This is a genomic window from Halorussus salinisoli (assembly GCA_005239435.1).
In the GTDB taxonomy this organism is placed as follows: domain Archaea; phylum Halobacteriota; class Halobacteria; order Halobacteriales; family Haladaptataceae; genus Halorussus; species Halorussus salinisoli.
Genome location: SZNP01000004.1, coordinates 267,575 through 290,885, shown reverse-complemented (window position 1 = coordinate 290,885; position 23,311 = coordinate 267,575). Strand labels below are relative to the sequence as shown.

General features: G+C 55.4%; 19 protein-coding genes and 2 pseudogenes. 14 read left to right on the top strand and 7 right to left on the bottom strand.

The features are described 5' to 3' along the window. Positions 1-22 precede the first annotated feature (22 nt). From E2484_RS12695 to E2484_RS12665, 7 genes are all read left to right on the top strand, one after another. Positions 23-1,732 carry an ABC transporter substrate-binding protein gene (locus E2484_RS12695; protein WP_137285587.1) on the top strand — a complete coding sequence of 570 codons (1,710 nt, stop codon included), beginning with the start codon at positions 23-25 and terminating at the stop codon, positions 1,730-1,732. A 111-nt stretch (positions 1,733-1,843) separates the two neighbouring features. Beyond that, entirely contained in the window at positions 1,844-2,818 is a 975-nt protein-coding gene (locus tag E2484_RS12690) for an ABC transporter permease (RefSeq protein WP_137285586.1), read from the top strand. A 2-nt stretch (positions 2,819-2,820) separates the two neighbouring features. After that, a complete protein-coding gene (locus E2484_RS12685) occupies positions 2,821-3,750 on the top strand; it encodes an ABC transporter permease (protein WP_137285585.1) in 930 nt (309 codons plus the stop codon). Then, on the top strand, positions 3,747-4,805 hold the full coding sequence (locus E2484_RS12680) for an ABC transporter ATP-binding protein (protein WP_137285937.1): 1,059 nt from the start codon (positions 3,747-3,749) through the stop codon (positions 4,803-4,805). Before E2484_RS12685 ends, E2484_RS12680 begins: the two co-directional genes overlap by 4 nt. Beyond that, positions 4,798-5,805 carry an ABC transporter ATP-binding protein gene (locus E2484_RS12675; RefSeq protein ID WP_321112596.1) on the top strand — a complete coding sequence of 336 codons (1,008 nt, stop codon included), beginning with the start codon at positions 4,798-4,800 and terminating at the stop codon, positions 5,803-5,805. Before E2484_RS12680 ends, E2484_RS12675 begins: the two co-directional genes overlap by 8 nt. Before the next feature lie 86 nt (positions 5,806-5,891). Further along, positions 5,892-6,635, top strand: a complete 744-nt coding sequence (locus E2484_RS12670) for an SDR family NAD(P)-dependent oxidoreductase (RefSeq protein ID WP_137285583.1) — start codon at positions 5,892-5,894, stop codon at positions 6,633-6,635. 136 nt (positions 6,636-6,771) lie between these two features. Beyond that, positions 6,772-7,551, top strand: coding sequence for an SDR family NAD(P)-dependent oxidoreductase (locus E2484_RS12665; RefSeq protein ID WP_137285582.1), 780 nt, complete (start codon positions 6,772-6,774; stop codon positions 7,549-7,551). 35 nt (positions 7,552-7,586) lie between these two features. On the opposite strand, the gene E2484_RS12660 is transcribed toward E2484_RS12665, so the two are convergent. Further along, positions 7,587-8,663, bottom strand: coding sequence for an Ldh family oxidoreductase (locus tag E2484_RS12660; protein ID WP_170977338.1), 1,077 nt, complete (start codon positions 8,661-8,663; stop codon positions 7,587-7,589). Positions 8,664-9,734: 1,071 nt separating this feature from the next. After that, entirely contained in the window at positions 9,735-10,616 is an 882-nt protein-coding gene (locus tag E2484_RS12655) for an ArsR/SmtB family transcription factor (RefSeq protein WP_137285580.1), read from the bottom strand. Positions 10,617-10,820: 204 nt separating this feature from the next. On the opposite strand from E2484_RS12655, the gene E2484_RS12650 reads away from it, so the two are divergent. The 7 genes from E2484_RS12650 to E2484_RS12625 all read left to right on the top strand — a co-directional run bounded on the left by E2484_RS12650 (position 10,821) and on the right by E2484_RS12625 (position 17,361). Then, complete coding sequence (locus E2484_RS12650; protein WP_137285579.1) at positions 10,821-11,375, top strand: hypothetical protein; 555 nt, start codon at positions 10,821-10,823, stop codon at positions 11,373-11,375. A gap of 87 nt (positions 11,376-11,462) precedes the next feature. Further along, entirely contained in the window at positions 11,463-12,218 is a 756-nt protein-coding gene (locus E2484_RS26295) for a hypothetical protein (protein WP_321112595.1), read from the top strand. A 106-nt stretch (positions 12,219-12,324) separates the two neighbouring features. Beyond that, the gene (locus E2484_RS26290; protein WP_321112594.1) at positions 12,325-13,353 is read left to right on the top strand and encodes a transposase; all 1,029 of its coding nucleotides are present in this window, start codon (positions 12,325-12,327) and stop codon (positions 13,351-13,353) included. Positions 13,354-13,665: 312 nt separating this feature from the next. Continuing rightward, a complete protein-coding gene (locus E2484_RS12640) occupies positions 13,666-14,541 on the top strand; it encodes a CPBP family intramembrane glutamic endopeptidase (protein WP_321112593.1) in 876 nt (291 codons plus the stop codon). Between the two features lie 58 nt (positions 14,542-14,599). Next, positions 14,600-15,520 (top strand): ABC transporter ATP-binding protein, encoded by a 921-nt coding sequence (locus E2484_RS12635; RefSeq protein ID WP_137285578.1) that lies wholly within the window; start codon positions 14,600-14,602, stop codon positions 15,518-15,520. Then, positions 15,517-16,389, top strand: coding sequence for an ABC transporter permease subunit (locus tag E2484_RS12630; RefSeq protein ID WP_137285577.1), 873 nt, complete (start codon positions 15,517-15,519; stop codon positions 16,387-16,389). The genes E2484_RS12635 and E2484_RS12630 overlap by 4 nt, the downstream gene beginning before the upstream one ends. Positions 16,390-16,506: 117 nt before the next feature. Further along, a complete protein-coding gene (locus E2484_RS12625; RefSeq protein WP_137285576.1) occupies positions 16,507-17,361 on the top strand; it encodes a CPBP family intramembrane glutamic endopeptidase in 855 nt (284 codons plus the stop codon). 234 nt (positions 17,362-17,595) lie between these two features. Here E2484_RS12625 and E2484_RS25580 read toward each other — a convergent pair. The 5 genes and pseudogenes from E2484_RS25580 to E2484_RS12600 all read right to left on the bottom strand — a co-directional run. After that, positions 17,596-17,880 (bottom strand): annotated as a pseudogene (locus tag E2484_RS25580) (IS6 family transposase); the annotation flags it as partial. A gap of 110 nt (positions 17,881-17,990) precedes the next feature. Beyond that, positions 17,991-19,712 carry an outer membrane protein assembly factor BamB family protein gene (locus E2484_RS12615; RefSeq protein WP_170977336.1) on the bottom strand — a complete coding sequence of 574 codons (1,722 nt, stop codon included), beginning with the start codon at positions 19,710-19,712 and terminating at the stop codon, positions 17,991-17,993. Between the two features lie 272 nt (positions 19,713-19,984). Further along, the gene (locus E2484_RS12610) at positions 19,985-20,209 is read right to left on the bottom strand and encodes a hypothetical protein (protein WP_137285573.1); all 225 of its coding nucleotides are present in this window, start codon (positions 20,207-20,209) and stop codon (positions 19,985-19,987) included. A 625-nt stretch (positions 20,210-20,834) separates the two neighbouring features. Beyond that, positions 20,835-22,067, bottom strand: coding sequence for an orc1/cdc6 family replication initiation protein (locus E2484_RS12605; protein ID WP_137285572.1), 1,233 nt, complete (start codon positions 22,065-22,067; stop codon positions 20,835-20,837). A 793-nt stretch (positions 22,068-22,860) separates the two neighbouring features. Then, a pseudogene (locus tag E2484_RS12600) lies at positions 22,861-23,056 on the bottom strand (hypothetical protein); the annotation flags it as partial. Positions 23,057-23,311 lie beyond the last annotated feature (255 nt).

Sequence of the window (23,311 nt, the reverse complement as noted above, 5' to 3'; positions counted from 1 at the left end):
AGAATCAGTGTAGCAGGGTAGCATGGTAAAGTATACCAGACGGGAAGCACTCAAATCCGGCACTGCGGTGACGATCACAACTGGGTTAGCAGGTTGGTCACAACCGCACGACGACAGGGACAACGACGTCACCCTAAATCGGGTACAAGATCCCGACGGGGAACCTGTTGAAGAGGTCAGGTTGCTCAGCATCGCCCAGGGAGACGCTCCGGCACGGTTCGAGTACGGACGTCTCGTCGCTGACAACCTCCGAGAACTCGGCTTCCAAGTCAGTTACGACGCGCAGCCGACGGCACAGTACCTCGAATCACGTGCCGAACCGCCGTTTCCTTGGCACCTCCAAGTCCGAAGAGCAGGAGACGGATTCGAACCGGCGGAGGCGATCTTCCGATCGTTCTTCCATTCGGACAACATCGGACCCGGACAGTCGAATCTGTACGCGTACGAGAATCCCGAGGTCGACGAACTCATCGACGAACAGGCTCAGACGACGGACCCAGAACAGCGGACGGAACTGATCCATCAGATCCAGCAGATTCTCCGCGAAGACATGCCGGTCGTGCCCTTGCTCGTCCAAGAGCGGGTGATGCCGTACAATCAGGACCGCTTCCAGAATCCCGTCTCGATCCTCGAACAGGGGATCGGATCGTTCTGGAACTACGTAAATATCGAACCCGTGAATGAAGACCAAGCCAATCTCCGGACGTCGATGGCGGAAGATCTGAACGCGCTCAATCCGCTCGATCAGGTCGCTCGCGGGAACCGCGAGATGCTCAGGCTGATTTACGACCGGTTGATGCGCGTGACGCCTGACCTCGAACCCGAGCCCTGGGCGGCGTCGAGCGTCGAACTAGTCGACGAAACGACTATCGAAGTGTCGCTGCGCGAGGGGATGACGTTCCACGACGGCGAGGACGTGACCGCCGAGGACGTCAAGTTCTCCTACGAATACGGGGCCGAAAACTCGCCGACGCTCGAGACGCGGACCGAACCCATCGAGAGTATCGAAACCGAATCGGATCTCGATCTGGTGTTCAACCTCAGTAATCCCAGCGCCCCGTTCCTCACGAGCGCTCTCTCACGGGTGTTCATCATTCCACAGCATATCTGGGAGAACGTCCCGGAAGACATCGAAGCAGATGCGGCCATCGACTGGCAGAATCCCGAAGCCGTCGGGAGTGGACCCTTCCAAGTCGAGAGCGCGCAGTTCGACTCGCAGGTGCAGCTGACAGCCTTCGAGGACCACTTCAACCCGCCGAACGTGGATGGCCTGACCCGAGCGATCATTGCCGACATCCGCGCTGGCATTCGAGCGTTCGAAACCGGTGATCTGGACATGCTCAGCTGGGAACTCCCCGTCGATGATATCGCTCGATTCGAACAAAACGAGTCGGTGGGGTTAGAGAGCGCGCTGATGATGTCGATCCACCACATCGGGTACAATCTCCGCGAGGATCTGTTCGCGAACCGGGACGTACGCCGAGCTCTGGCGCATGCGATCCCGCAGGAGATTATTATCGATACGATCTACGGTGGGACGGGAAGTATCATCTACAATCCGATTTCGATCGGGTTCGAGAACTGGTACTGGGACGATGTCGAGCCGTACGAATCGAGTCTGGATGTTGCACGCCAACAACTCGAAGAGATCGGCTTCCAGTGGGACGGTGACGGTCAGATTCATTACCCGGCTGACTTCTCCACCATGGCGACGACTACGCAATCGTCCTAAGTTAGATACCATCGATCTCTAACTTATTTTTCTCCTGGACTCATTTTCCTAGCGGATAGCCGCATATATGGCTAAAGGTTATGCTATCTGGCCGTCTGCTATACGGTATCAATGCGCAGGTTTCTAGTTCGGCGCCTTGCGTATCTCGTCTTCACCTACTGGGCGTTTATCACCATTCTGTTTATCATCTTCCGAGTCACGCCGGGCGATCCGACGACGCTGTATATCCCCGAGGGGATGTCGGCTGCAGAACGCCAAGCGACGTTAGAGCGCTATGGCCTCACGGAGCCGTTACACGTACAGTACATCACCTACATGTCGCAGTTGCTATCCGGAGACCTCGGGATGTCGTACCGGTACAACGCCCCGGTCGCAGAGATCCTGTGGGTGAAATTCTGGAATACGATCTTCTTGATGGCTGGCGCAATGGGACTGGCGTACACGTTCGGCATCATGTTCGGTGCCTACATCGGCTGGCTTCGTGGCACCGTCAAAGAGCGGGTCGGCATGATAATCGCCCTCATCGCACGGTCGTCGCCCGAATTCTGGATCGGAATCGTGCTCTTGTCCGTCTTCGTCTTCCAACTTGGGTGGTTCCCGTGGGGCGGGATCAGGGCAATCGGAAGCGATGCAGCGACCAGTTTCTGGGCGCGGTATCTCAACTGGGAGTTCGTGTACCATCTCGTTCTGCCGGTCCTCACGGGCGCAATTTACTACATGGCGCAGCCGATCCTGCTCATGCGGAGCAGTATGATTAGTGTTCTCAATACAGATTACATCGAGATCAAGAAGGCGGAGGGGCTCTCACGGTACCGAATCCTCTACAAGCATGCTGCCAGAAACTCGATCCTTCCGATGGTTACCGTCGTTGCACTCGTTGCGGGGCTCTCCATCGGTGGGTCGCTGGTCATCGAGACCGTATTCAGTTGGCCGGGAATGGGCCGTGAAATGGTCGAATCAGTCCATCACAACGACTATCCGATGGCGATGGGGGCGTTCTTCCTCATGGGGAGCGTTGTGATACTGATGAATTTCCTGGCGGATATCGCGTACGTGTACCTCGATCCGCGAGTGAGATACGACTGACAATGAGTATCAAAGATCGACTAGAGGGGACGGTGGACGCAACGCGACTGGAAAGTATCACGGACCTCCTCGGAAGTGGTGTCTATCGCGCGATCGACATCCTTCGCGGAGAACACTTGGCGCAGCTGGGCATCGTAATCCTCACCGTGTTCGTGTTTCTTGGTGTTTTCGGGCCGTACATCGCCCCGCACGATCCAAGCCAAATAAACCGGGGAGAGGATGGACAGGTGTTGCGGTTAGCAGAACCCAGCGAGAACCATCCGTTCGGCACTACGAACCTGGGGCGTGATGTATTGTCTCAGGTCATTATGGGCGCACGTGTCTCACTCATTGTGGGCTTGGTAGCCGCCATTATGGCGACCGTCGTCGGGACGAACGTCGCGCTTCTTGCAGGCTATTACGGGGGTACACTCGACGATATTCTGATGCGAGCTGTCGATATCGGCTATGCACTTCCATTCTTACCGTTCGTGGTCGCGCTCGTGTTCATCTTCGGATCGAGTCTCATGAACATCATCATCGTGATTTCGTTGCTCATGTGGCGGTCGAGCGCTCGCGTTATCCGGTCCGAGGTGCTGACGCACAAAGAACGCCCGTACGTCGAATCAGCTCGTTCGGCAGGGGCGAGCGACCTCCGAATCATGTACAGACATATCTTGCCGAACGTGCTGCCACTCGTCATCCTCTATCTCACCTTCGGTGTCGCGTGGGCAGTGATTTATGAGGCCAGTATCTCCTTTCTCGGCTTCGGCGACCCAGAAATGTACTCGTGGGGCTCACTCCTGTACGAGGCGTACATCAATGGCGCAATTAGATTCGCGTGGTGGTGGGTTATCCCGCCGGGCGTTTGCATCATGCTCTTCGTCATGTCCGTCTTCTTCATTGGACGGAGTCTAGAGAAAATCACCAACCCGGACCTCAGACACAACTGACAATGCTCGAAATAAGGGACCTCGAAGTTCACTATCACACGGAAGACGGTGACGTCCACGCAGTCGACGGTGTCAATCTGACGGTCCGAGAGAACCAAACGATCGGGTTGGTTGGCGAAAGCGGGTGTGGGAAATCGACGCTCGCAAAGTCGCTGATTCGGTTGCTTGCCAGTAATGGCGAGATTGTCGAGGGATCGGTCACACTCGACGGTACGGAGATCACGGAGTTGAGCCTCAAAGAACTGAACAAAAATATCCGGTGGACTGAAATCTCGATGATCCCGCAAAACGCGATGAATGCACTCGACCCTGTCCAAACCGTCGGCGACCAAATCGTCGAGGTCATTCTCGCACATGAATCCGATACCTCGAAACGGGACGCGCGGAACCGTGCCAAAGACCTGTTCGAGAAGTTGGGCATCGATGAAAACCGGATTGACGATTATCCACACCAATTCTCCGGGGGAATGGCCCAGCGGGCAATCATGGGTCTCGCGTTGGCACTCAGTCCGACGATCATCCTCGCAGACGAACCGACGACCGCCCTCGATGTAGTGATTCAGGACCGTATCCTGCGCGTCATCAAAGACCTGCAGGATGAACTCGGCAGTGCGATGATTCTCATCACGCACGACATGTCCGTGGTCTCGGAGCGGTGCGACGACATCGCAGTCATGTACGGTGGTCGAATCGTCGAATACGCCGACGCAGAAACGATCATCAAAGCGCCACGCCACCCGTACACGCTTGGACTCCGGAATTCTTTTCCCGATATTACGGAGGACTCGCAGAATCTCATTTCGATTCCGGGCGCACCGCCGGACTTGATCGACCCGGACGAAGGCTGCAAGTTTGCTCCACGATGCCCTTTCGCCGAAGACGAGTGCTGGGACGTAACACCGGAATCCCGGGAGTTCGACGACGGCCATTTCGTCAAATGCCATCGAGCGGACGAAGCCGAACTGTTGCAGCGAGAGGCGAGTAAGCGGGATACATGGCTCGACGGAACTGACGAGTCTGCCGAACCAGCAACGCCGGAGGATGTCGATGACTGAACCGATGGTTCGGGCCGAGAACGTGAAAAAATATTTTGCCCAGGACGAGGGCGTTCTCGCTCGGATATTTTCGTTCGGTGAGCAGAAAGATGTCAAGGCTGTCGACGGCGTGTCCTTACAGATCGAACGTGGCGAAGCATTGGGCATCGCCGGGGAAAGCGGCTGTGGCAAAACCACGTTGGCGAAGACGCTGCTCTACCTCGAAGAACCGACGGCAGGTGAGATCTACTTCGACGGTCGCAACATCACGGACCTCGATCACAAGGAGATCAATAACCTCCGACAAGAGATTCAAATCATACACCAGGACCCGTACCAGTCGCTCAACCCGCAGTTCAAAGTGTTTCAATGGGTAAGAGAACCGCTCGATATCCACCAGATCGGGACGCGAAAAGATCGAGAAGCGAGAGTGTACGAAACGTTAGAGGAAGTTGGACTCGAACCGGCCGAAGCATACGCCGGTGAATACACGTCGGAACTCAGTGGCGGTGAGCGCCAGCGGGTCGGCATCGCACGCGCGATCGTCTCTGACCCGTCGTTTCTCGTGTGTGACGAGCCAGTGAGTATGCTTGACGTCAGTATCCGGGCAAGTATCTTGGATTTGCTCGAAGACCTTCGGGTAAATCGTGGTATTTCCTTCTTGTATATCAGCCACGACCTTTCATTACTGAAGCACGTCTGCGATCGTCTCGGTATCATGTATCTAGGAAAACTCGTCGAAACCGGGCCCGCAGTCCAACTGATAAACAATCCTCGTCACCCGTATACGAAAGCGCTCGTCTCATCGACGCCGATTATCGATCCAGATACAGATCGAGAACCGATCGAGTTGGAAGGCGAGGTTCCAGATCCAGTAGATCTTCCATCTGGCTGCCGATTCGCTCCGCGGTGTCCCGAGGTCATGGACGAATGTACCCTCGAAGAACCGCCGATGTTCGACGTCGATGAGGCACAGCAAGCCCGTTGTATCCTGTACGAATCGGACGACGAGATCGCTTGAGCGTCCTACCACCGATGTGTACTCGCATGGCATGCCGGGATGAATCCCGTATCTTCTTACTGGCACCCATCGAGAGTTGATGTGGTATGGGGGACCAACTCACAGACAAAAGCGCGCTCGTCGTGGGTGCCAGCCGAGGGATGGGACGAGCAGTAGCGGAGGCGTATGCGGACGCAGGTGCATCGGTGGCTGTGGCAGCACGGTCACGTGACGATCTGGAAGAACTGTCCTCGAACATCGATGGCCAGAGTGTTCCTATCGAATGTGACCTCCGTGAGATGGACTCGGTCGAGAGGACAGTCGAACAGACGGTCGATGACTTCGGTGGAATCGACGTGGTTTTTAACAGTGCAGGGACACTGGCACGTAATCGCATCACTGAGGCGACTATAGACGAGATGGAGACCGTCGTCGACGTGAATCTGCTCGGCGCTATTCGGCTCAGCAAAGCCGTCATTCCGGAGTTGTCGAAGACTGATGGCGTCCTGCTTCACGTCTCGTCCGAGGCCGCGGAGAAAGGGGTTCCGAACCTTCCAGCATATTGCGCCAGTAAAGGTGGTCTCAACGCGCTCGTCCGCCAACTCGCAATCGAATACGGGGAAGACGACGTCCGCGTCAACGGAATTGCACCGGGCACGACAAAGACGTCGCTGAACGAGGAGGTCCGACGCGACGACCCGGAGTGGGTGACGGAGCGACAGAAGAAGATTCCACTTGGCCGTCTCGGCACGACTGAAGATATCTGTGGGTTAGCCGTGTTCCTCGCATCGGAGGAAGCCGACTACATCACCGGCGAAACGATCGGTATCGACGGCGGAACCACGGCGTGACGGTTGGCTGTAGGGGCCGGACATCTACACAGACCTCTGCACTTCGTTGCATGAGGCGAATCCTGACGTGAGCGACGGACAGCCGTCGAATTATCCAGTAAGGTAATGTTTGGCGGTACAGACAAACTACCGTAGCATGGCCAGTAGGCTCTCCGAACAGACGGCGATCGTCACCGGGTCGAGTGCGGGTATCGGGGCGGCCATCGCCAAACGGTTTGCTGCGGAAGGGGCAAACGTCGTCACGAACTCGCGGTCGCGTGACCGAGCGGAAGAGACCGCGGAAGCGATTCGAGCGACCGGCGGGGATGCAGTCGCCATCGAAAGTGACGTGACTGACTACGACGCGATGGAGGCGCTCGTGGAGGCCACCGTCGAGAAATTCGGTAGTCTTGACGTAATGGTAAACAACGCGGGGGTGACCAGCATCGGCCCGGCAGAGGATGTCGACCCGGACGATTGGCAACGAATCATCGATGTCGACCTGACCGGCGTGTTCTTCGGATCGCAATTGGCCGGGCGACAGATGATCGAGCAGGGATCCGGTGGTAGTATTTTGAATATCTCGTCCATCATGGGTGACCTCGGCCTTCACGGGCGCGCACCCTATTGCGCGGCAAAGGCTGGTGTGAACAACCTTACCCGAACGCTCGCCGTCGAATGGGCACCGCACGGCGTTCACGTCAACGCGCTCGCCCCAGGGTTCGTCAAGACGGACATCACCGACCAAACGCAGTCCGCTGCGGACTACACCGACGAGGACATCCGGAATCGAACGCCTCTGGACCGATTCGGCACGCTGGACGAGATGGCAGAATGTGCGACCTTCCTCGTAAACAATAATCACTATGTTACCGGTGAGGTGCTCCACGCAGATGGCGGCTGGACTGCGTACGCCTGGGGAAGTGACGGAACGTGATCAACGACGGGACCGGCAGGTCTGAGAGGACAGGATTAGTTCGACGAATCGTCGGGAAACGAGACATCGTATTGCTCGGCAAGTGACCGCAAGCTCTCGACTGCCCCAGGTTGGAGTTCAACACCCGATTCCCGTTGCTCTCGGAGTTTTTCCGCCTCGATTTCACCGGGGAGCATCACCTCATCGAACCCATCCCGAGGTTCAACCGCTTTCAGCTGGTTGATGTAGTCGTCAACGTCCTGTTTGAATTCCTCCACGTCACGGAACGTCTCAATGTCGATCGCGCCGAGGAAGTGCCCGAGACGCATTGGCTCGTCGAACTCGTCGTAGAGTGGCCCGACAGTGGGACTCGGTCCTGCCCCCGAGAGGAGTCCACAGAAGACGTCGACCATTATCCCCAGGCCGTACCCTTTCGGCCCGCCGAGTGGGCGCACCGCAACTGCGTCGTGCGGATCGGTGGTCGGTTCACCGTCAGCGTCGACGGCCCACTCCGACGGGATGTCGGTATCTTCGCGGCGGGCCACCTCCTGGATCTTCCCCATGGCAACGACGCTCGTCGCCATGTCCAGCGTGATTGGGAATTCCCGGTTAGTCGGAACCGAGATCGAAATCGGATTCGTCCCAAGAAACGGTGCCGCACCACCGAACGGGATTACGTCCGGTCCGACGTTGGTCATAGCGATGCCGATATGCTCGTTTTCGGCAGCGTATTCCGTGTACCCCGCTGCCGTGCCGAAGTGGTTGCTGTTTGTCACGGTCACCATCCCGGCGCCTGCGTCCGCCGCGAGTTCCATCGCCGTGTCCATTCCGACGCGGGCTGCAGACTGGCCGGGCCCATCGTCCGCATCGACGACCGCAGCGGCGTCACTGAGCGGCGTCGTCGTGATCTCTGGATTCGGATTGAATCCCCCCGCTTCGAATTTCTTCATATACACTTCGAGCCGAGCGACGCCGTGCGACGAAATACCCCGCAGGTCTGCCCGCACGAGTCCCTCGGCGACCCGTTCGGCGTGCTTGTCAGCGACGTCACCCGCTCGAAGTATTTGTTCGACGAACCGGCTAAGTTCGTCATCGTCGATACGAATCGCTGGTTCAGTATCGCCCCCCACCATAGTACGTAACTCGGTAAGTAACGGTAAATGCGTTAGTGACATCCTCCCGCGCCTTTACAGTTGCTCCGAACGTCAATATGCGTGCAATTTTCCAAGTAAACCAAGAAACAGTAGTTGGATGCACGGCTTCTTTATAAGACTGCAGGAGACGATCTCTAGAAGCAACTGCAGTAAGCTTCATGTGCCTTCTCACGGGAACTGAATTCTCTCCTTCCACGTCGTGTCTCGGCAGGTATTCCACCGACGATTTCATATAATTATATATTATTGCTCAATATGAAGGATTTGCCCCAGCCGAAAATTCTCCCGCCATCCGCAAAGTAATTCGCAAGTCATTACGGGAACTCCGAGAAATCGCCGCCCACACGCAATCAACGTTGCTATCGTCTTTCATATCGCGGTGGGACGGTCAACGGCATTAAGTAGGATTGGCCGACAGTGCGTAATACAGATCATGTATAGGGCCGTCAGGTGAGAGTACGACGGGGTTCGACAACGGTTCTGTTCCGAAATCACTCCCGTGCGACCGATACTGCGCGTTTTTCGAGCCAGTGACGATATGCGACACGAACTCCGACGTCGGTCGTCGACTTTGCACTGCAATGACACGATTGCGCGGTCCACGCTCTATTTTCCGCTCAACGGCAACTCAGGCGTTCACCGTTTCGAGGTGGTCGATACCGCAAACCCGGGCGAATACAATCGCCGAGGCCCCCTACAGGCCCACGAATACCGACTCGGACACTTGGTCCGCTGGCCGCTATTGAAATCCTCAGCGTGTAATGCTGATCATCTGAATCCACCGATTCATATAGAACCTCCTCGCTACGAGGCGGAGATATCTCTCCACACACCTGCTTTCGGCCACGACGACCGTGAACACGATGTACACAATCTCCCCGGCTGGCACCGACCGACAGCCAATTGAGTGGTCAGAGTATCAGTGAATAGTTCCCATTTCGTAACGACCAGGGAGCGCATCATGTTCCTACTGGCGACTAGTTCCATGGCTGGTCGCGCAACAAAGGCTATCTGATTGCTCAGAATACTCTCGGTTTGAAACAGGATGTTTCAATGAGTTCTCCGGCAATTATGTAGTCTGACGCTGTCTATCAGGTTCGCTTGAGCCCAAGCCTCGCAGCTAACGTCGATTCGAATCCGTTCGTTCTCTGCGGCGACTACCGTTAGAGGCTCTGATTCGTCCAATTCGACACTCCACTTGGCGAGATGCGAGAGCATCTCCCATATCGGGGTCGTAACCGTGTTCACGTCTTCATCCCAGTATCGAGAAACAACTTCGGGATGATGAAGAAGTGCGATTTCCACTGGGGCAGAAAGTGTTGTCCCACAGTGCCGACAATCACAGACGATAAGTGCTGTTGCAGGATCGACTTTTGAGCCTGTGAGAACATCCAAATCGATGGATCCGCCACAGCGTGGACAGACGCCGGTAAGCGCGGTCCCGTATTCGGCACGCATCTGGCGGTCGGCTGCTTTCAGGGCTTGGAGTGGACTCCGGTTCTCTACGTGGGCAGGGCGCAAGTCGTATCGTAGAAGCGTGAACTCACAAGAAAGACAGTCCACTGTAGCAAGTTGACCATCGTACGTCGCTTCTGCTGAGGTCTCCCCGCAATACGGACAGTGCGTCGATACTGTGACCGGTTCAAAATCCGGCTGAAGAGTATATTCGCCTGCGTTCATCGACTGTATAATACGACGACCAGCGTCGCTTATGACGTATCCTTCTTCTGTCTGTTGGACGTATCGATCAGTGAGTTCATTCAGGTGATAAGAAAATTGTGATGTGTTGGACGTATCTACCGCCTCGTACAGGTCTGTAAACGAACGCGAAATGCCGTCAGTTTCATCGGCAAGCGCTTGCAAAATCTGGAGTCGCAAACTGCTCGCTAATACGGCAAACGCGTCTTCTACGTTCGGAATTTCTGGTTCCACTGGTTACCTCTGTAACGGCCACTCATCGAGTGACTTTCGATATACTTAGCACATATCTCTGAAGTCAGGCACGTCAGAAATAATCGCTTGAAAGGGAAGTTAGAAATCCAGCAGTTACCAAATGAATACGTAGATTCTATCTCGTCAAGCAAGACACTCTAAGTAACAAAAAGACTATACGTAACTGAACCTGATAATCACCTAATGAGTCCCCCGCTCTCCCGCCGCAAGATGCTTGCCCTCACTTCTACTACAAGTATCAGTTTTCTTGCTGGGTGCCAAGGTCTAACCGCACCTTTTAGCCGAGATACAGCAGACCCTCAGGAGAAAGAGGGCAAAAATAACGAAACTCTCGGACTTGCCTACTCAGAAAGCAAGGATGCGTCGTTTCCAAGTGAAGGTGAGTCCCATAGTGGATGGGTTCATATTGTTAGTGACGGAGAGTCAGCAGACCTTACGTTCGATGTCCGGTTATGTAGTTCATTAGGAGATGTTGAACCAGAATTGAGCAGTTCCATCGGAAACGAGTATATTCTGAGATTCAACGTTAGTGCTGAACTCAGCGGAAAATCCTTATCTGACGACTCGACCGATGAATCAACATGCGATTCTGTGACCCGCCTCATCGGTGGAGCAAACGTACCTAACGATTGGGAGACACTATTGGTCTACGTGAACAACACAGAAATTCAGTCAATCGAGAAATCAGGGACGATGCCGGAATTACGGCCACTTCCAGACCCTGTACAATTTGAATGACCTATAACCTATACATATCAACCATTCAAACCCAAATTCCGCCAATATAAGTACTATTTTATAGGTCATTTCTCGTGCTATCGAGTAGTGTCAGTCACACGACCTACTGAATCTCCGTTTGACCACGACAGGGACTTCACGTTCACCGTCAACGACGAGACCTACAACGGGAGCATCCACTTTCTCATCCAGTACGGCAGAAAGCCCGATTTCGTTGAAGTACTACGAAACGCCTTCTTCAGAGACGAAACCTACGGCGACAACCGTGCCGACTGGCATCGGAACACTACGTCGTTTTACGCGTGGGTGAAGGCGCATATGCTCCGGCTCGCGTGGGACTGCCGCGAAGAGTTCCTCCGCTACTACCTCCACTCGTTCCCCAACGTCTGCCGTGATTTCGGATTCCCAGTCGCTCACGACCGCGACCTGAGCGGAGCGCCGAGCCAGTCCCGGCTCTGGGAGATGTGGAACGAGGAGTTCACCGACGTACAGCGCGAGTTCGTGCGGACGGCTACCGAGGAAGCCCTCGCCTTCGCCCGCGAGCAAGGCATCCCTGCACCCGACCCTGTGTTTCGCCCCGAAGAGCGCGACATCACCTCAAACCGGAGCGAACAGCGGCTCGTCGCGGAGAAAACCAAGGAGGTCTGGCAACAGGCAAAACCATTCGTCACGGACACGTTCTACCTGAAGCGGGCCGAGAATACCGTGATTCACGAGAACGCGTTCTGGGAACAGCACGCCTACATGGGGATGCGCGAGAATATGTACGCCCAGAGCGGCCAGCACTCCTTCTACATCGACTCCCAGCGCGACCACACCCCAAGTGCATCAAACCACCGCTAACCAGATAGGCAAACTCTCCACCGAGGAGACGCGCTCGATGCTCCACGAAACCACGCGGATGCTCATCGCTCGCGCTCGACACAACGCCGAACTCGTCGGCAAACTCGTGGCCGCTATCGACATTACGAAAGGCAACCCGTGGACGGGAAAAATCGAGCGCGACGAGGACGACAACATCACCGAGAACTGGATTCTCGGCTACAAGGACGGTGAAGTGTACTATCAGTGGGCAACTATCCAGATTGTGGGCTACGACATCCCGCTCGTGCTTGACGCGATACCGGTCAAACGTGGGATGAAGCGAGCCGACATCGTGGACAGCCTGCTGGAGAACGCGCTCGACCTCGTAGACGACATCGAACTCGTGATGATGGACAGAGAGTTCGATAGCAAGGGTGTGAAAGACGCGTGCGACAAGCACGGTGTCTCCTACCTGAACGGCGCACGGAAGCACGAATCAGAGAAGGCAACGTGTACCCGGCTTCGCCGTGCTGGGAAGACGGTTCACATCGAGGAGGAGACGGTTGCAGATGGCCCGACCCGCAAGCGGATGTACCTCCCGACCAGTACGGATGACGACCCCGAAACGGGGGACACGGAGCAGAGTGAGAAATCCGTTGAGGAGAGGCCGAATATCCGCGAAGAAATGCGTGACGAACTCGCTGAACTCGGTATCGAACTGGATGAGGATGAAGCTCAGCATGGGTTCAGTGCCCTCACGAAGGAACTTCGAGAAGAGGAAGCAAACAAGCCGACGGTGGGGAGTAAGGAGAATGCACAGGCGTACGTGCTGTTCGAGACGAACCACCCCAGCGTGACGCTGAATGACGCTGATAGCGAGATAGAGCGCATCCATATGGTTGAGCGGATGGTTCGCCGCTACCGCCACCGTTGGGGCATCGAGAACGGCTACAAGCAAATCAAGACATTTCGCGTCCGTACGACGAACAAACGCCACACGTATCGGTTCTTCAACTTCGTGTTTGCGTGCGTTCTGTACAACGTCTGGCGGCTCGTGGACTTGCTGGTGAAACTCGCTATCGAGGGCGAGAACGCGACGTATGCGCCGCGTGTGGACGCGAACCAGTTCCTGACCGTTGCGAAGAAGTACTATGGTCTCGACCCGCCGGACTGACGCTGAGTCGCTCTGTGTTCGCTGACCACGGAGCGGCGGCACTGTTCTGTCTCCTCTGTTTTCGGCTGAGTCCCATCTGTTTCTGTACTGGCCACCTCATCCTGCTCTACCGTCTATTTCGTACAGGGTGAGTATAGTGAGAGGAACCTTCGTTCAACCGATTATTTGGTCATATGCCTGCCTTCAGCATATCTCGTTCTTCGTAATGGTCGTTCTGGTCATCTTACTATCTCTAATACGGTAACGTGATATGGCTGACAAAGTGTAGCCTATCCAATAGGTTTATTTGCTCACTCCAAAGTATCTCCTACTATGTCGAAAAGTCAGCTTCCCTTAATCGACAATCATCCAGTTGTAGCATTCTTCGCGGGTGCATACGCCTACACGTGGATTATCTCAGCACCAGCGTTGTTCATGGACCCGAGCTGGACTGCAGCGATTCTCATTTACGCCGGGAGTTTTGGTCCACCAGTAAGTGCAGCGGTGGTGACCTGGCTTCAAGGCGAGGACGTCACGGCGTGGGCACGGCAGATTACTCGATGGCGAGTCGGCTGGCAATGGTGGGTCGTCGCTTTTGGACTTCCGATTGCAATCGTCGGAATTGTCACCGCCATCCTCGTAGGCATAGGGGGACCGGTCGATCTCGACCAAGCTACGCCGTCACCCGTGCTGGTCCTCGTCGTTTTCCTGTTCGGGCTCACGGTCAGTGGCGGCCTAAACGAAGAACCCGGTTGGCGAGGGTTCGCTCAGCCCCGTCTGAACGATCGCTATAGTGCACTGACAGCGAGCCTCATCATCGGCGTGGTCTGGGCCGGATGGCATCTTCCGTACTTTTTCGCACCCATTACCCCTCACTCAGAGTTCACCCTCGTCAATCAAATCGGTTGGTTCTTTGGTATTCTTCTGTTGTCGGTTATCCTCGCGTGGGCCTACAACGGCACAGGAAGTGTGTTGATCGTTATAATCCTCCACGCCATGGCGAACACTGCTGACATCATCCTCCCGCTGGCTCCGGACCTGATCGTCGTCGATGGAGTAATCGACGAAACCGCCGTCGGAACGGTCGTGGTGGCACAACTTGCAGTCCAACTTCTCATCGTCGTCGCCATCGTTGCGTACTACGGCCGCGACACCCTCGCCCGCGGAGAGATTCCTAGAGCAGTTGATATCGGAGGAGAAAACCGATGAACACGAACACCATGTATCGTAAAGATAGCTGTAAGCGGACAATGGAGGTACTGTGAGAATGGCTGCAATCGAAATCGACGGACTGACGAAACAGTTCGGAGATGTCGTCGCCGTAGACGGCCTCGACCTCTGCGTCGAAGAAGGCGAAATATTCGGATTCCTCGGACCGAATGGCGCAGGAAAGTCAACGACTATCGACATTCTACTTGATTTCATCCGCCCGACCGACGGCACCGTGACAGTTCTCGGGCACGATGCACAGCGAGAGGGAGAGGCCGTCCGGCGGAAAACGGGCGTCCTTCCTGACGCCTACCACATCTATGATCGACTCACCGGCCGTCAGCATCTGGATTTCGTTCTGGAGATGAAAGACGCGAACGAAGAGCCGAGAGCACTCCTCGAACGAGTCCGAATCGCTGATGCCGCCGACCGAAAAGCAGGTGGCTACTCGAAAGGGATGCGTCAGCGACTCGTTCTCGCAATGGCCCTCGCCGGCGATCCCAACCTGCTCGTCCTCGACGAACCATCTACTGGACTTGATCCGAACGGTGCCCGCGAGATGCGTGAGATTATTCGAGAGGAGAACGACCGTGGGACGACAGTATTTTTCTCCAGTCACGTGATGGAACAGGTAGAGGCGGTTTGTGACCGCGTGGCGATCATCAATCGTGGCCAGTTGGTCGCCGTGGATACAATCGACGGGCTCCGTGACGCAACGGAGACAGGTGAAACGCTGTACATCTACGTCTCAGAGCTTGACGAAACGATCGTCGAACAAGTTTCCGCACTCGATGGCGTTGGAAAAGCCTCGATAGACGACGGTCGGCTGCGGGTCGCTGTTGACGGAGTCTCTAAGTTCGCCGTGTTACATGCCATCGACACCAGCGTGACGTCAGTACAGGATTTTTCGGTCGTTGAGTCTTCGCTCGAAGATCTGTTTGTCCGGTACACCAACGACGAACAGGAGGCCCGCTTATGACCTGGATTGCCATTGCGAAGAAAGACTTCCGAGATGCTGTACAGTCCCGGGCACTGTGGGCACTCGTCTCGGTGTTCGTCGTGCTATCGATAGTTTCTACGTTCGCCTACGTCCAGGTCCCTGAGATGTTTGGCGAACCTGCCGGTGCGACGCTTGCTGGACTGGTGTTTTTCACTGTTGGCCTCACTGGGCTGTTCGTCCCGCTTGCTGCGATCGTGGTCTGTTACAAGTCTCTCGCCGGAGAACGCGAAATCGGGAGTATCAAGCTATTACTCTCGCTACCAACCAACCGATTGAACGTCTTCGCTGGAAAGGTCGTCGGACGGGCAGGCGTTCTCGTATTCGGTCTCGGAGTCGGGCTCATCGTCGGACTCGGGTTCGGATCTGTGTTGCTTGGCGAACTGGACCTGCTTGCAACACTGGTATTCGTCCTCGTTACGCTGAGTTTCGCGGCTATTTACGCGGGGGTCATGGTTGGGCTCTCAGCAACAACGGGTTCGACGTCACGTGCTACCACGCTCGCGCTTGGTTTCTTCGTCGTCTTCGAGTTGTTCTGGGACGTCATCCCGATGGCTATCCTCTACATAGTCGAGGGATTCAGGCTCCCGTCTACGGTGCCCGATTGGATATTCCTCCTCGGCCAGGTGTCCCCGTCCTCGGCGTACTTCTCGACGATTGTTGCCCTATTACCAGAACTCGCCGAAACGGCTGGCGCAGCGCCCGCTCAGGTTGGTGTAGGGGTCGAAGTTACGCCTCCTGAACCGAATCCGTTCTACTTGAGTTCTGAAGTTGGAATCGTTATTCTCGGACTCTGGCTCATCGTTCCGTTCCTCATCGGATACTACCGGTTCAAAACCGCAGATCTATAGCGCTGAAACCGACCAACATCCACAGTTCAACAAACGATGGCACGTAAAATTCGTGGTATTACCGAGACGCAGCGGGGAAATAAAACGTCTGCTGATAACGTAGACATCTAGTTAGTTATGGCATCTTCAGTCAAGAAGTGGATTCGTGAGCATCGAATTGCGTCGTTTTTCCTGCTAGCATTTGCGCTTTCGTGGACTCTCGATTCCATTCCCAAGCTACTGGGAATGGAGCCTTCGTGGGGTCGATGGTTTATTGAGGGATTCTTGAGTCCACTATCTCCAGGAGTTGCTGCGGCAATCGTCCTTTGGGCGAGCGGCGAAAGCATCCATAATTGGCTACGGAGTATCTTCACTTGGCGTGTCCATCCGAAGTGGTACGCCGCCGCAATTGTAATCCCGTTTGCCATTACATATGCGGCAGGGGTCGCTTCGTGGGCTCTTGGTGGCCCAATCGACTGGGCATCGTTCGATTTCGACCCGATAACGATTATTATCGGAATCGTTCTCGGGACGTTCATTGGCGGTGGACAGGAAGAGTTTGGCTGGCGAGGATTTGCCCAACCTGAACTCCAAGAACGCTACGGGGGATTGTACGCAGCCCTCATCGTCGGCGTGTTCTGGGGACTGTGGCATCTACCCCAGTTCGTTCCAAGTGGATTTCGCGCGGATTGGCCGCTCGAACTCGTTATCGCCTATTTCGTGGGGATAGTTGCATTCTCAGTACTCCTTGGATGGGTATTCAACGGATCGGGCGGAAGCGTGCTGTTGGCCATGCTAATGCACGGGACGGACAACGCAACAACGGGACAGATCCCCCTCGATCTGAATGTCGTCATCGTTGGCGATGCCATCAACTGGAGTACGCTCGTCACGTTGAACGGTTCACACGCAATTATTACGTGGGTGGTCGTACTGATTATCGTAGCAAGTACTGGAGCGCATCTCTACGATCACCGCTCCACCCCGAGATAGAAACCCGAGAGATGAAATCCATGGACGAGGATACAGCCTGAATACTCGATAATGGGCTACTCGTTGTTGGATTTCTCTATTTCGTCGGTAGCGCCGCACTGCTTGCGCTGGGTTTTCTGGTTAATACTCCATATTTGGCTTTGGTTCGCTTGGACACGTACTCGTGGGTGTTGGCGCATCGGTTGCGGTTCCGTAATCAATCCTATACCCCCGTAACAACCGTTTCCGGTATTGTTCAGTCGGAGTGGCATTCTGAACGTTCAAAAAGACATCGTCAGGTCGTTGAAAGTTGTAGTAATGGACGAACACCGCAAGCCACTGGCGAACGCTCCGCCGACTGCCCACCCACAACGAATGAAAGCGGTCGATCCGCATCTTGAGGGTGTGAAACCACGTTCCGATGGGGTTTCGGTCGGCGTATTTGAGCTGACCGCTCAATCCAAATCGAGCGAGGCCAGTCAGGTAGCCGAAGCCCTCAGCCAGAAACACAGACTGTGAACAATCGTGTTTCTGGAGTAACTTCCGCATGGCTCATACGGTCGGGAAAAGCGAGGTCCTGTTCGAAGGATTTGTTCACGTCCCGTATCCTGCCGCGACCGAAAAATCGGGACGGCGAGTCCCTCAAAGCGTTACTCACAGGAGTCGGAAGTGGGTTGCAGGGTGACGCCCGGAAGTACGGGATCTGAGTGCTCGTCACTGCTTGCGTTGTCGTCGTCGATTACTCGGAGTCGAATGTATCGAGAGGTGGAGGACGACTTCGGAGTGGTCACGTTGATCTCCATGCCAGTTCGTTCGTAGGTCCTGTCGTCGTCGACGTCCCACTCGTAGGCCACCACTTGTCCGTCCACGTCAACCGATTCCGAGGCGTTCAGTGTCACCGTCTCGTTAGGTCCGTAGTCCGCCGGTGACACGTTCACGCGAGGGTACGGTGCCGTGTTGGACGACTGGAACTGGTGGGCCGGTTGGATCGGCTGGTCGGTCGCATTGAACGCGAACAGAACGTCCCCACCGGATATACCGATGTACGCGTTTACCGTCGCATACACGTGCCCGTTGGCAACCATCGGCGGTTCGCTCGCATCGTAGAGGGCTACCCCCTCGCGGGTGTGCGTGTAGTTCCACCACTCGGTCCCGTCGGTTGTATCAAGCGAGAACAGGCCCATTCTGCTGGAATGACTCAGGATGTTTTCCTTGGGCCCAGTGGGATCCTTTGCGGCGAGGTAGACCGAGCCGTTGGTCACTGACGGCCCGGAGAGATGGACATCCTTTCTGTATTGCCAGCGGGATTCGCTGCTCTCGGCGTCGATGGCGTAGATCGTGCTTCTCTCCAGCGGACCATACAATCCAATGGTCAGCTTGTCATACACCGTGACGTAGACGGTGCCGTTGTCGACCGCCAGCGCGCTCGTGGAGTCCGGGGGCTGGTCCTGGAAGGCGTCGAACTGCGAGTCGAACGTCTTCGACCAGCTGAGGCTCCCGTCTGTCGGGTCGTAGGCGAGTAATTTAGCGGAATCGGGGCCGAACTGCGGGCCGGTCGCGTACAGTCCGTCGGCGGTCGCGACGAAGCGGTCGAGATTCACGTTCCTCGAAACGGAGCGGTTCCAGAGGACCGTCCCGTTTGTCGCGTTCACTGCGACGAGACGCTTCTCCTCCACATCGTCGTAGCCGGGCCGCTGGACGACATACAGTTGTCCGTCCGCGACGGCGACGGCACGCCCGGACAGCGAGGTATTCCAGACGACCTCTCCGGTCGTCGTGTTTACCGCGACTGAGCTACCGTAGAGGTACTCCCCGTCGAAAGCGAGTGCTCCGGTCGTCACATTTTGGTCCCACCGGAGAGCACCGGTGGTGGCGTTGTACGCGAGGATGGTGTTTGGCTCAGTCGAGTAAAGGTCCGCGGTGGTCCCGACGTATACTGTCTCCCCAGCGACGAATGGGCCGCTGGTAATTCTGTACTCGGGATTTTGCTCCGTGTTGTTCGGGCGTGTCCATCGTTGCTCACCCGTGCTCGAATTCAGGGCTGCGAGACGGTTGCTGTCGTCGTCGACGACGGTGAACACCGTCTCGTTGCCGACGGCGATTGTAACTTCGTTTATAGTAGTGGCGCGGTTCCACGCGGACTGCGGGTAGGGCGTCGGCCCTGAATCGTCGGTCGCGCCGGTTCGTCCGCCGTCGGCGCGCGGAGCGGTCCACCCGGTGTCCGCGGTTGTGTTGTCTGTCTGGGTTGTCGAATTGTTCGCGTCGGCGGTTACCGGGCCGTCCACCGACGTACCGTCAGCAGTCTTCGACGTGTTCCTCGTCATCGCACTAGCGAATGCTGCCGAAGACACGAGCAGCGACACCGCCACCACGACGCCGAGGATGCGACGCCCGTGTACAGAAGTCATTGATTTGAAATACAGGTTAAAATATTAGTTCGATTGGCCTTATTACGAGGTTACTAATCAGATTTAGTCGAGTACATAAGCTATTTCACAATTGATTGGAGTCCTGCCAAAGTACGAGTGGTCTATGAGCTTTCTGGGCCAGCAAACGTTCTGTTAGTTGTGTATGAGAACGATACCATTCTCGGAGTGAAGTACGTATCAAATCGTCGGACTGTTGCATCCGACGGGTCGCCGATTCACCTCAACCAGTCGCTTCTAGCATAGACGTTCGTCTGCATGTTGTCTTGAACGAAGGGAAACGCCGGTACCTCATAGCAGCTAGCCTGTTCTGACTCTTGTCCGTCACTAGCGGTCGTCTCGGAGTCAGCCTCGCTCGTCATTTCAGAGATCGTCGACGCGGACTTCGACTCAATGTCTTTCGATTGCGCGCCAGCAGCCTCATCGAGATCCTCGAAGCCCATTACCGAACCACCTCTCCGACTTCGACGATTGCGGCGAGTTCCACGGAGTACGGAAGCTAGTCACATTCGGGATCACGGTCGCGGAGGGGTTTCCCGACATCGTGATCTTTGTCGATGGTACCACGGTGTCGAATCCCTGGGAGCGGACCATCGTAATCGCCAGCAGCGATGTCCTACCAATCTTCGTCCGTAATATGAGCGAAGTTCGGGATAATCGCGTCCGCATTTCCAAGGCTGTTCTATTCCTCGAGTAGACTCCGGTTCCGCGTAGTCACTGCGCGCGAAGATCGATCGGGACGACGTATCCGCCGATACCACAGGGATACCCGTGATTCTTCCAGGAGCCATTCCACGGCTAAATTACGGGTTTTCTCCCTGCTACCGATAACAGTACCCCCTACGTTTCCGTCGTCTCCGCCGGGCCCCACGTTTCCGACGTAGCTTTCGACCCCCCACGTTTCCGTCGTTTCTGATGTATCCTCCGACCCCATGTTTCCGTCGTCTCCCCCGAACCCCACGTTTCCGACGTCTCTTCCGACCCCCTTACGTTTCCGTAGCCTCTTTCGGTTCCGTACAGCCCACCCCATATTTCCGTCGTTCGGACACCGTCGGTGAAAGAAAGAAATTACTCGCGGGCCCAATCCTGCAACCGACTGTCCTCCAAGATCGTTTCGCGAACGACTTGAGGATCTTCGATAAGGCGGTTCTGAAGGTGGATGCCGCCCGCACTTCCTTTGTTGATTTTCTCGATTTCGACGACACCAAGGAACGCTTGTTCCTTCAAGATGTCTCGAAACCGGCGAACAGAGAGGACGTCCATATCGAGGTGCTCGCAGATCAGTTCGTACCGGTCATACACACGGCTCGTGAGAAATGCTTCGTCGTTGGAGTTGACGCTGAGTTCGGTCAATGCAAGTAATGCAGCCTTCGCCTGTGTGGGCGCTCCGCTCACGAGTTCTCGGAATCGGTCTTTTTCAGCGTGTTGCTGGGCTTGCCGAACGTGGTGTTCCGTCACTTGGTCGGCACCGTCTTCGTAAGCAACCTCGCCAGCGTGGCGGAGAATATCGATTGCCTTCCGAGCGTCCCCATGTTCCTGGGCCGCAAAGGCGGCGGACAGTGGAATCACGTCATCGGACAGGACGTCATCGTGGAAGGCGTCCTCCCGGTTGAACATGATCTCACGGAGCTGGTTCGCATCATACGGCTTGAAGAACAGTTCCTTGTGCTGGAAGCTGCTTTTCACTCGCTCGTTCAAGTTATCGACATACTGGATTTTGTTGCTGATCGCGATGATGCCGACGCTACAGTCGATTTTTCCGGCTTCTTCGGCTCGGGAGAGTTTCATTAGGACGCTATCGTCGTTCATCAGGTCGATTTCGTCGAGGATGATGATTATAGAGTCAAATTGTGCATCAAGTGTTTCCCAGAGGAGTTTATAGTATTTTGACGTGCTGAGGCCGGTGTGGGGGACGGTGATTCCGGTGACGGACTCGTCGTTCAGTTTGGCGGCGAGCGATGAGATGGCCTGGGTTTCTGTGTTGTCTTCTGCACAGTCGAGGTATGCCGTCCCGATGTCAACGTCACCATCTGCTGCGTTTTGGGCGCGTTGGGAGACGTGTCTTGAGACGAGTGATTTTCCCGTTCCGGTTTTCCCGTAGATCATAACGTTTTCTGGGGAATAGCCGTGGACGGCGCCGTTGAGTCGTTTCGCCAGTTTTGAGATTTCGTCGTCTCGGCCGACGATCCGGTCAGCTTCTGGAACGTGACCGATTTTCAGGAGATCTTTGTTCGCGAAAATGTGATGCCCGGAGTCAAAGAGCGGGTCATCAACAGAGTTGGATGAGGGGTCGGGCGTCATTGAATACGTCATGATGTGAGCGGTGGCCGTATAAAACTAGCGGGAGGAACCACCCCACGTTTCCGACGTTATTTTGCCGATATCGAGATGGTAAACACGTAAGGCGCCATAATTAGTTCTCCGACAGTATAGCCGAGTTTCCGACGTAGAACAGAAATGTGGATGACAGCGGTAGGAGAGTGATAACGGAGTCGTCCACCCACACACCCCACGTTTCCGTCGTAACTCCTGAAACAGGGACGGCGTTACTCGAAGGTATGGTTCACGGGCTAGAATCTACCATGAGAGACACAGAACACCAAAAGATTACGATGAAAAGTACGATCGGGAGAGCCTCTGTTTCAGCCGACGAAACGAAGCAACTAACGTTTCGTCTTGAAACGAAGTATACTTATTGGAATATTCTCAACCTACCCTCTTTAATCTAGGTGACTTGATTCTCAGATCACGGTTATTTACGTGCCACCTCAGTCAGATAGAGAAATGATTTGAAGACTATCCGTGTTCTCCCCTCCTGCTATTATAGAGAAACGACGGAAACGTGGGGTGTGGGTCCACCAATCCACACCGAGTATCTTTCACTCGCCCTCCGTTACGTCGGAAACGTGGGGTGGGGCCTTCCGCAACACCGCCGGTTATCATCGAACGAGACGATTTCTTGGAGTTTCTCAATAACTTCATCCGGGACGAACACATCGTAGTCGTCTAGACAGAGCGGGAACGGATTCGGAGTACTGTTCGAGACTATACCGAAGCTCACTAGGGCGGAAGTGTCCGCGACTAATCCTGGCATCTATAGGTCGGCGACTTCGTCGACGAAGCCTTCGTCCAGTTGCTGTTTCAACACACGAAGTTTGGCCGCTTCTTCGGCCCCGACGAGCGCTTTGAGTTGCTCGTAGCTGATCTCGTTGTCGTAAGGCGGCGGTTTCTTGCGTGAATACGTCGTCGTGAGCAGCGTCTTGGAGGTACCCACGGAGTGCAGTTACTAAACCGCTATACGAAGGCTGGCGTTTCTAGAGCTGATGTGCCGTTTGAGAAGTGCTGTTGCACTCCGTGGCTAACCTGACCGTTGACGACTCAAATATCTTCACCACTGAGGGAACATATGGAGTGAGCTGAATCTACTCCGCGACCATGGAATTGATGGCCGACATGACGACGAGCAGGCCCACTGCTCGTTTGAACTCAGCCATAACGAAACCCACAACTTCGGGTATCGGCTGAGAGACACCCTCTCTCTCTGC

What these genes read in the sequence shown, in the direction of transcription:
- E2484_RS12695 (WP_137285587.1), top strand. Translation starts at nt 23, where the DNA reads ATGGTAAAGTATACCAGACGGGAAGCACTCAAATCCGGCACTGCGGTG.
- E2484_RS12690 (WP_137285586.1), top strand. Translation starts at nt 1,844, where the DNA reads ATGCGCAGGTTTCTAGTTCGGCGCCTTGCGTATCTCGTCTTCACCTAC.
- E2484_RS12685 (WP_137285585.1), top strand. Translation starts at nt 2,821, where the DNA reads ATGAGTATCAAAGATCGACTAGAGGGGACGGTGGACGCAACGCGACTG.
- E2484_RS12675 (WP_321112596.1), top strand. Translation starts at nt 4,798, where the DNA reads ATGACTGAACCGATGGTTCGGGCCGAGAACGTGAAAAAATATTTTGCC.
- E2484_RS12670 (WP_137285583.1), top strand. Translation starts at nt 5,892, where the DNA reads ATGGGGGACCAACTCACAGACAAAAGCGCGCTCGTCGTGGGTGCCAGC.
- E2484_RS12665 (WP_137285582.1), top strand. Translation starts at nt 6,772, where the DNA reads ATGGCCAGTAGGCTCTCCGAACAGACGGCGATCGTCACCGGGTCGAGT.
- E2484_RS12660 (WP_170977338.1), bottom strand. Translation starts at nt 8,663, where the DNA reads ATGGTGGGGGGCGATACTGAACCAGCGATTCGTATCGACGATGACGAA.
- E2484_RS12650 (WP_137285579.1), top strand. Translation starts at nt 10,821, where the DNA reads ATGAGTCCCCCGCTCTCCCGCCGCAAGATGCTTGCCCTCACTTCTACT.
- E2484_RS12640 (WP_321112593.1), top strand. Translation starts at nt 13,666, where the DNA reads ATGTCGAAAAGTCAGCTTCCCTTAATCGACAATCATCCAGTTGTAGCA.
- E2484_RS12635 (WP_137285578.1), top strand. Translation starts at nt 14,600, where the DNA reads ATGGCTGCAATCGAAATCGACGGACTGACGAAACAGTTCGGAGATGTC.
- E2484_RS12630 (WP_137285577.1), top strand. Translation starts at nt 15,517, where the DNA reads ATGACCTGGATTGCCATTGCGAAGAAAGACTTCCGAGATGCTGTACAG.
- E2484_RS12625 (WP_137285576.1), top strand. Translation starts at nt 16,507, where the DNA reads ATGGCATCTTCAGTCAAGAAGTGGATTCGTGAGCATCGAATTGCGTCG.
- E2484_RS12610 (WP_137285573.1), bottom strand. Translation starts at nt 20,209, where the DNA reads ATGGGCTTCGAGGATCTCGATGAGGCTGCTGGCGCGCAATCGAAAGAC.
- E2484_RS12605 (WP_137285572.1), bottom strand. Translation starts at nt 22,067, where the DNA reads ATGACGCCCGACCCCTCATCCAACTCTGTTGATGACCCGCTCTTTGAC.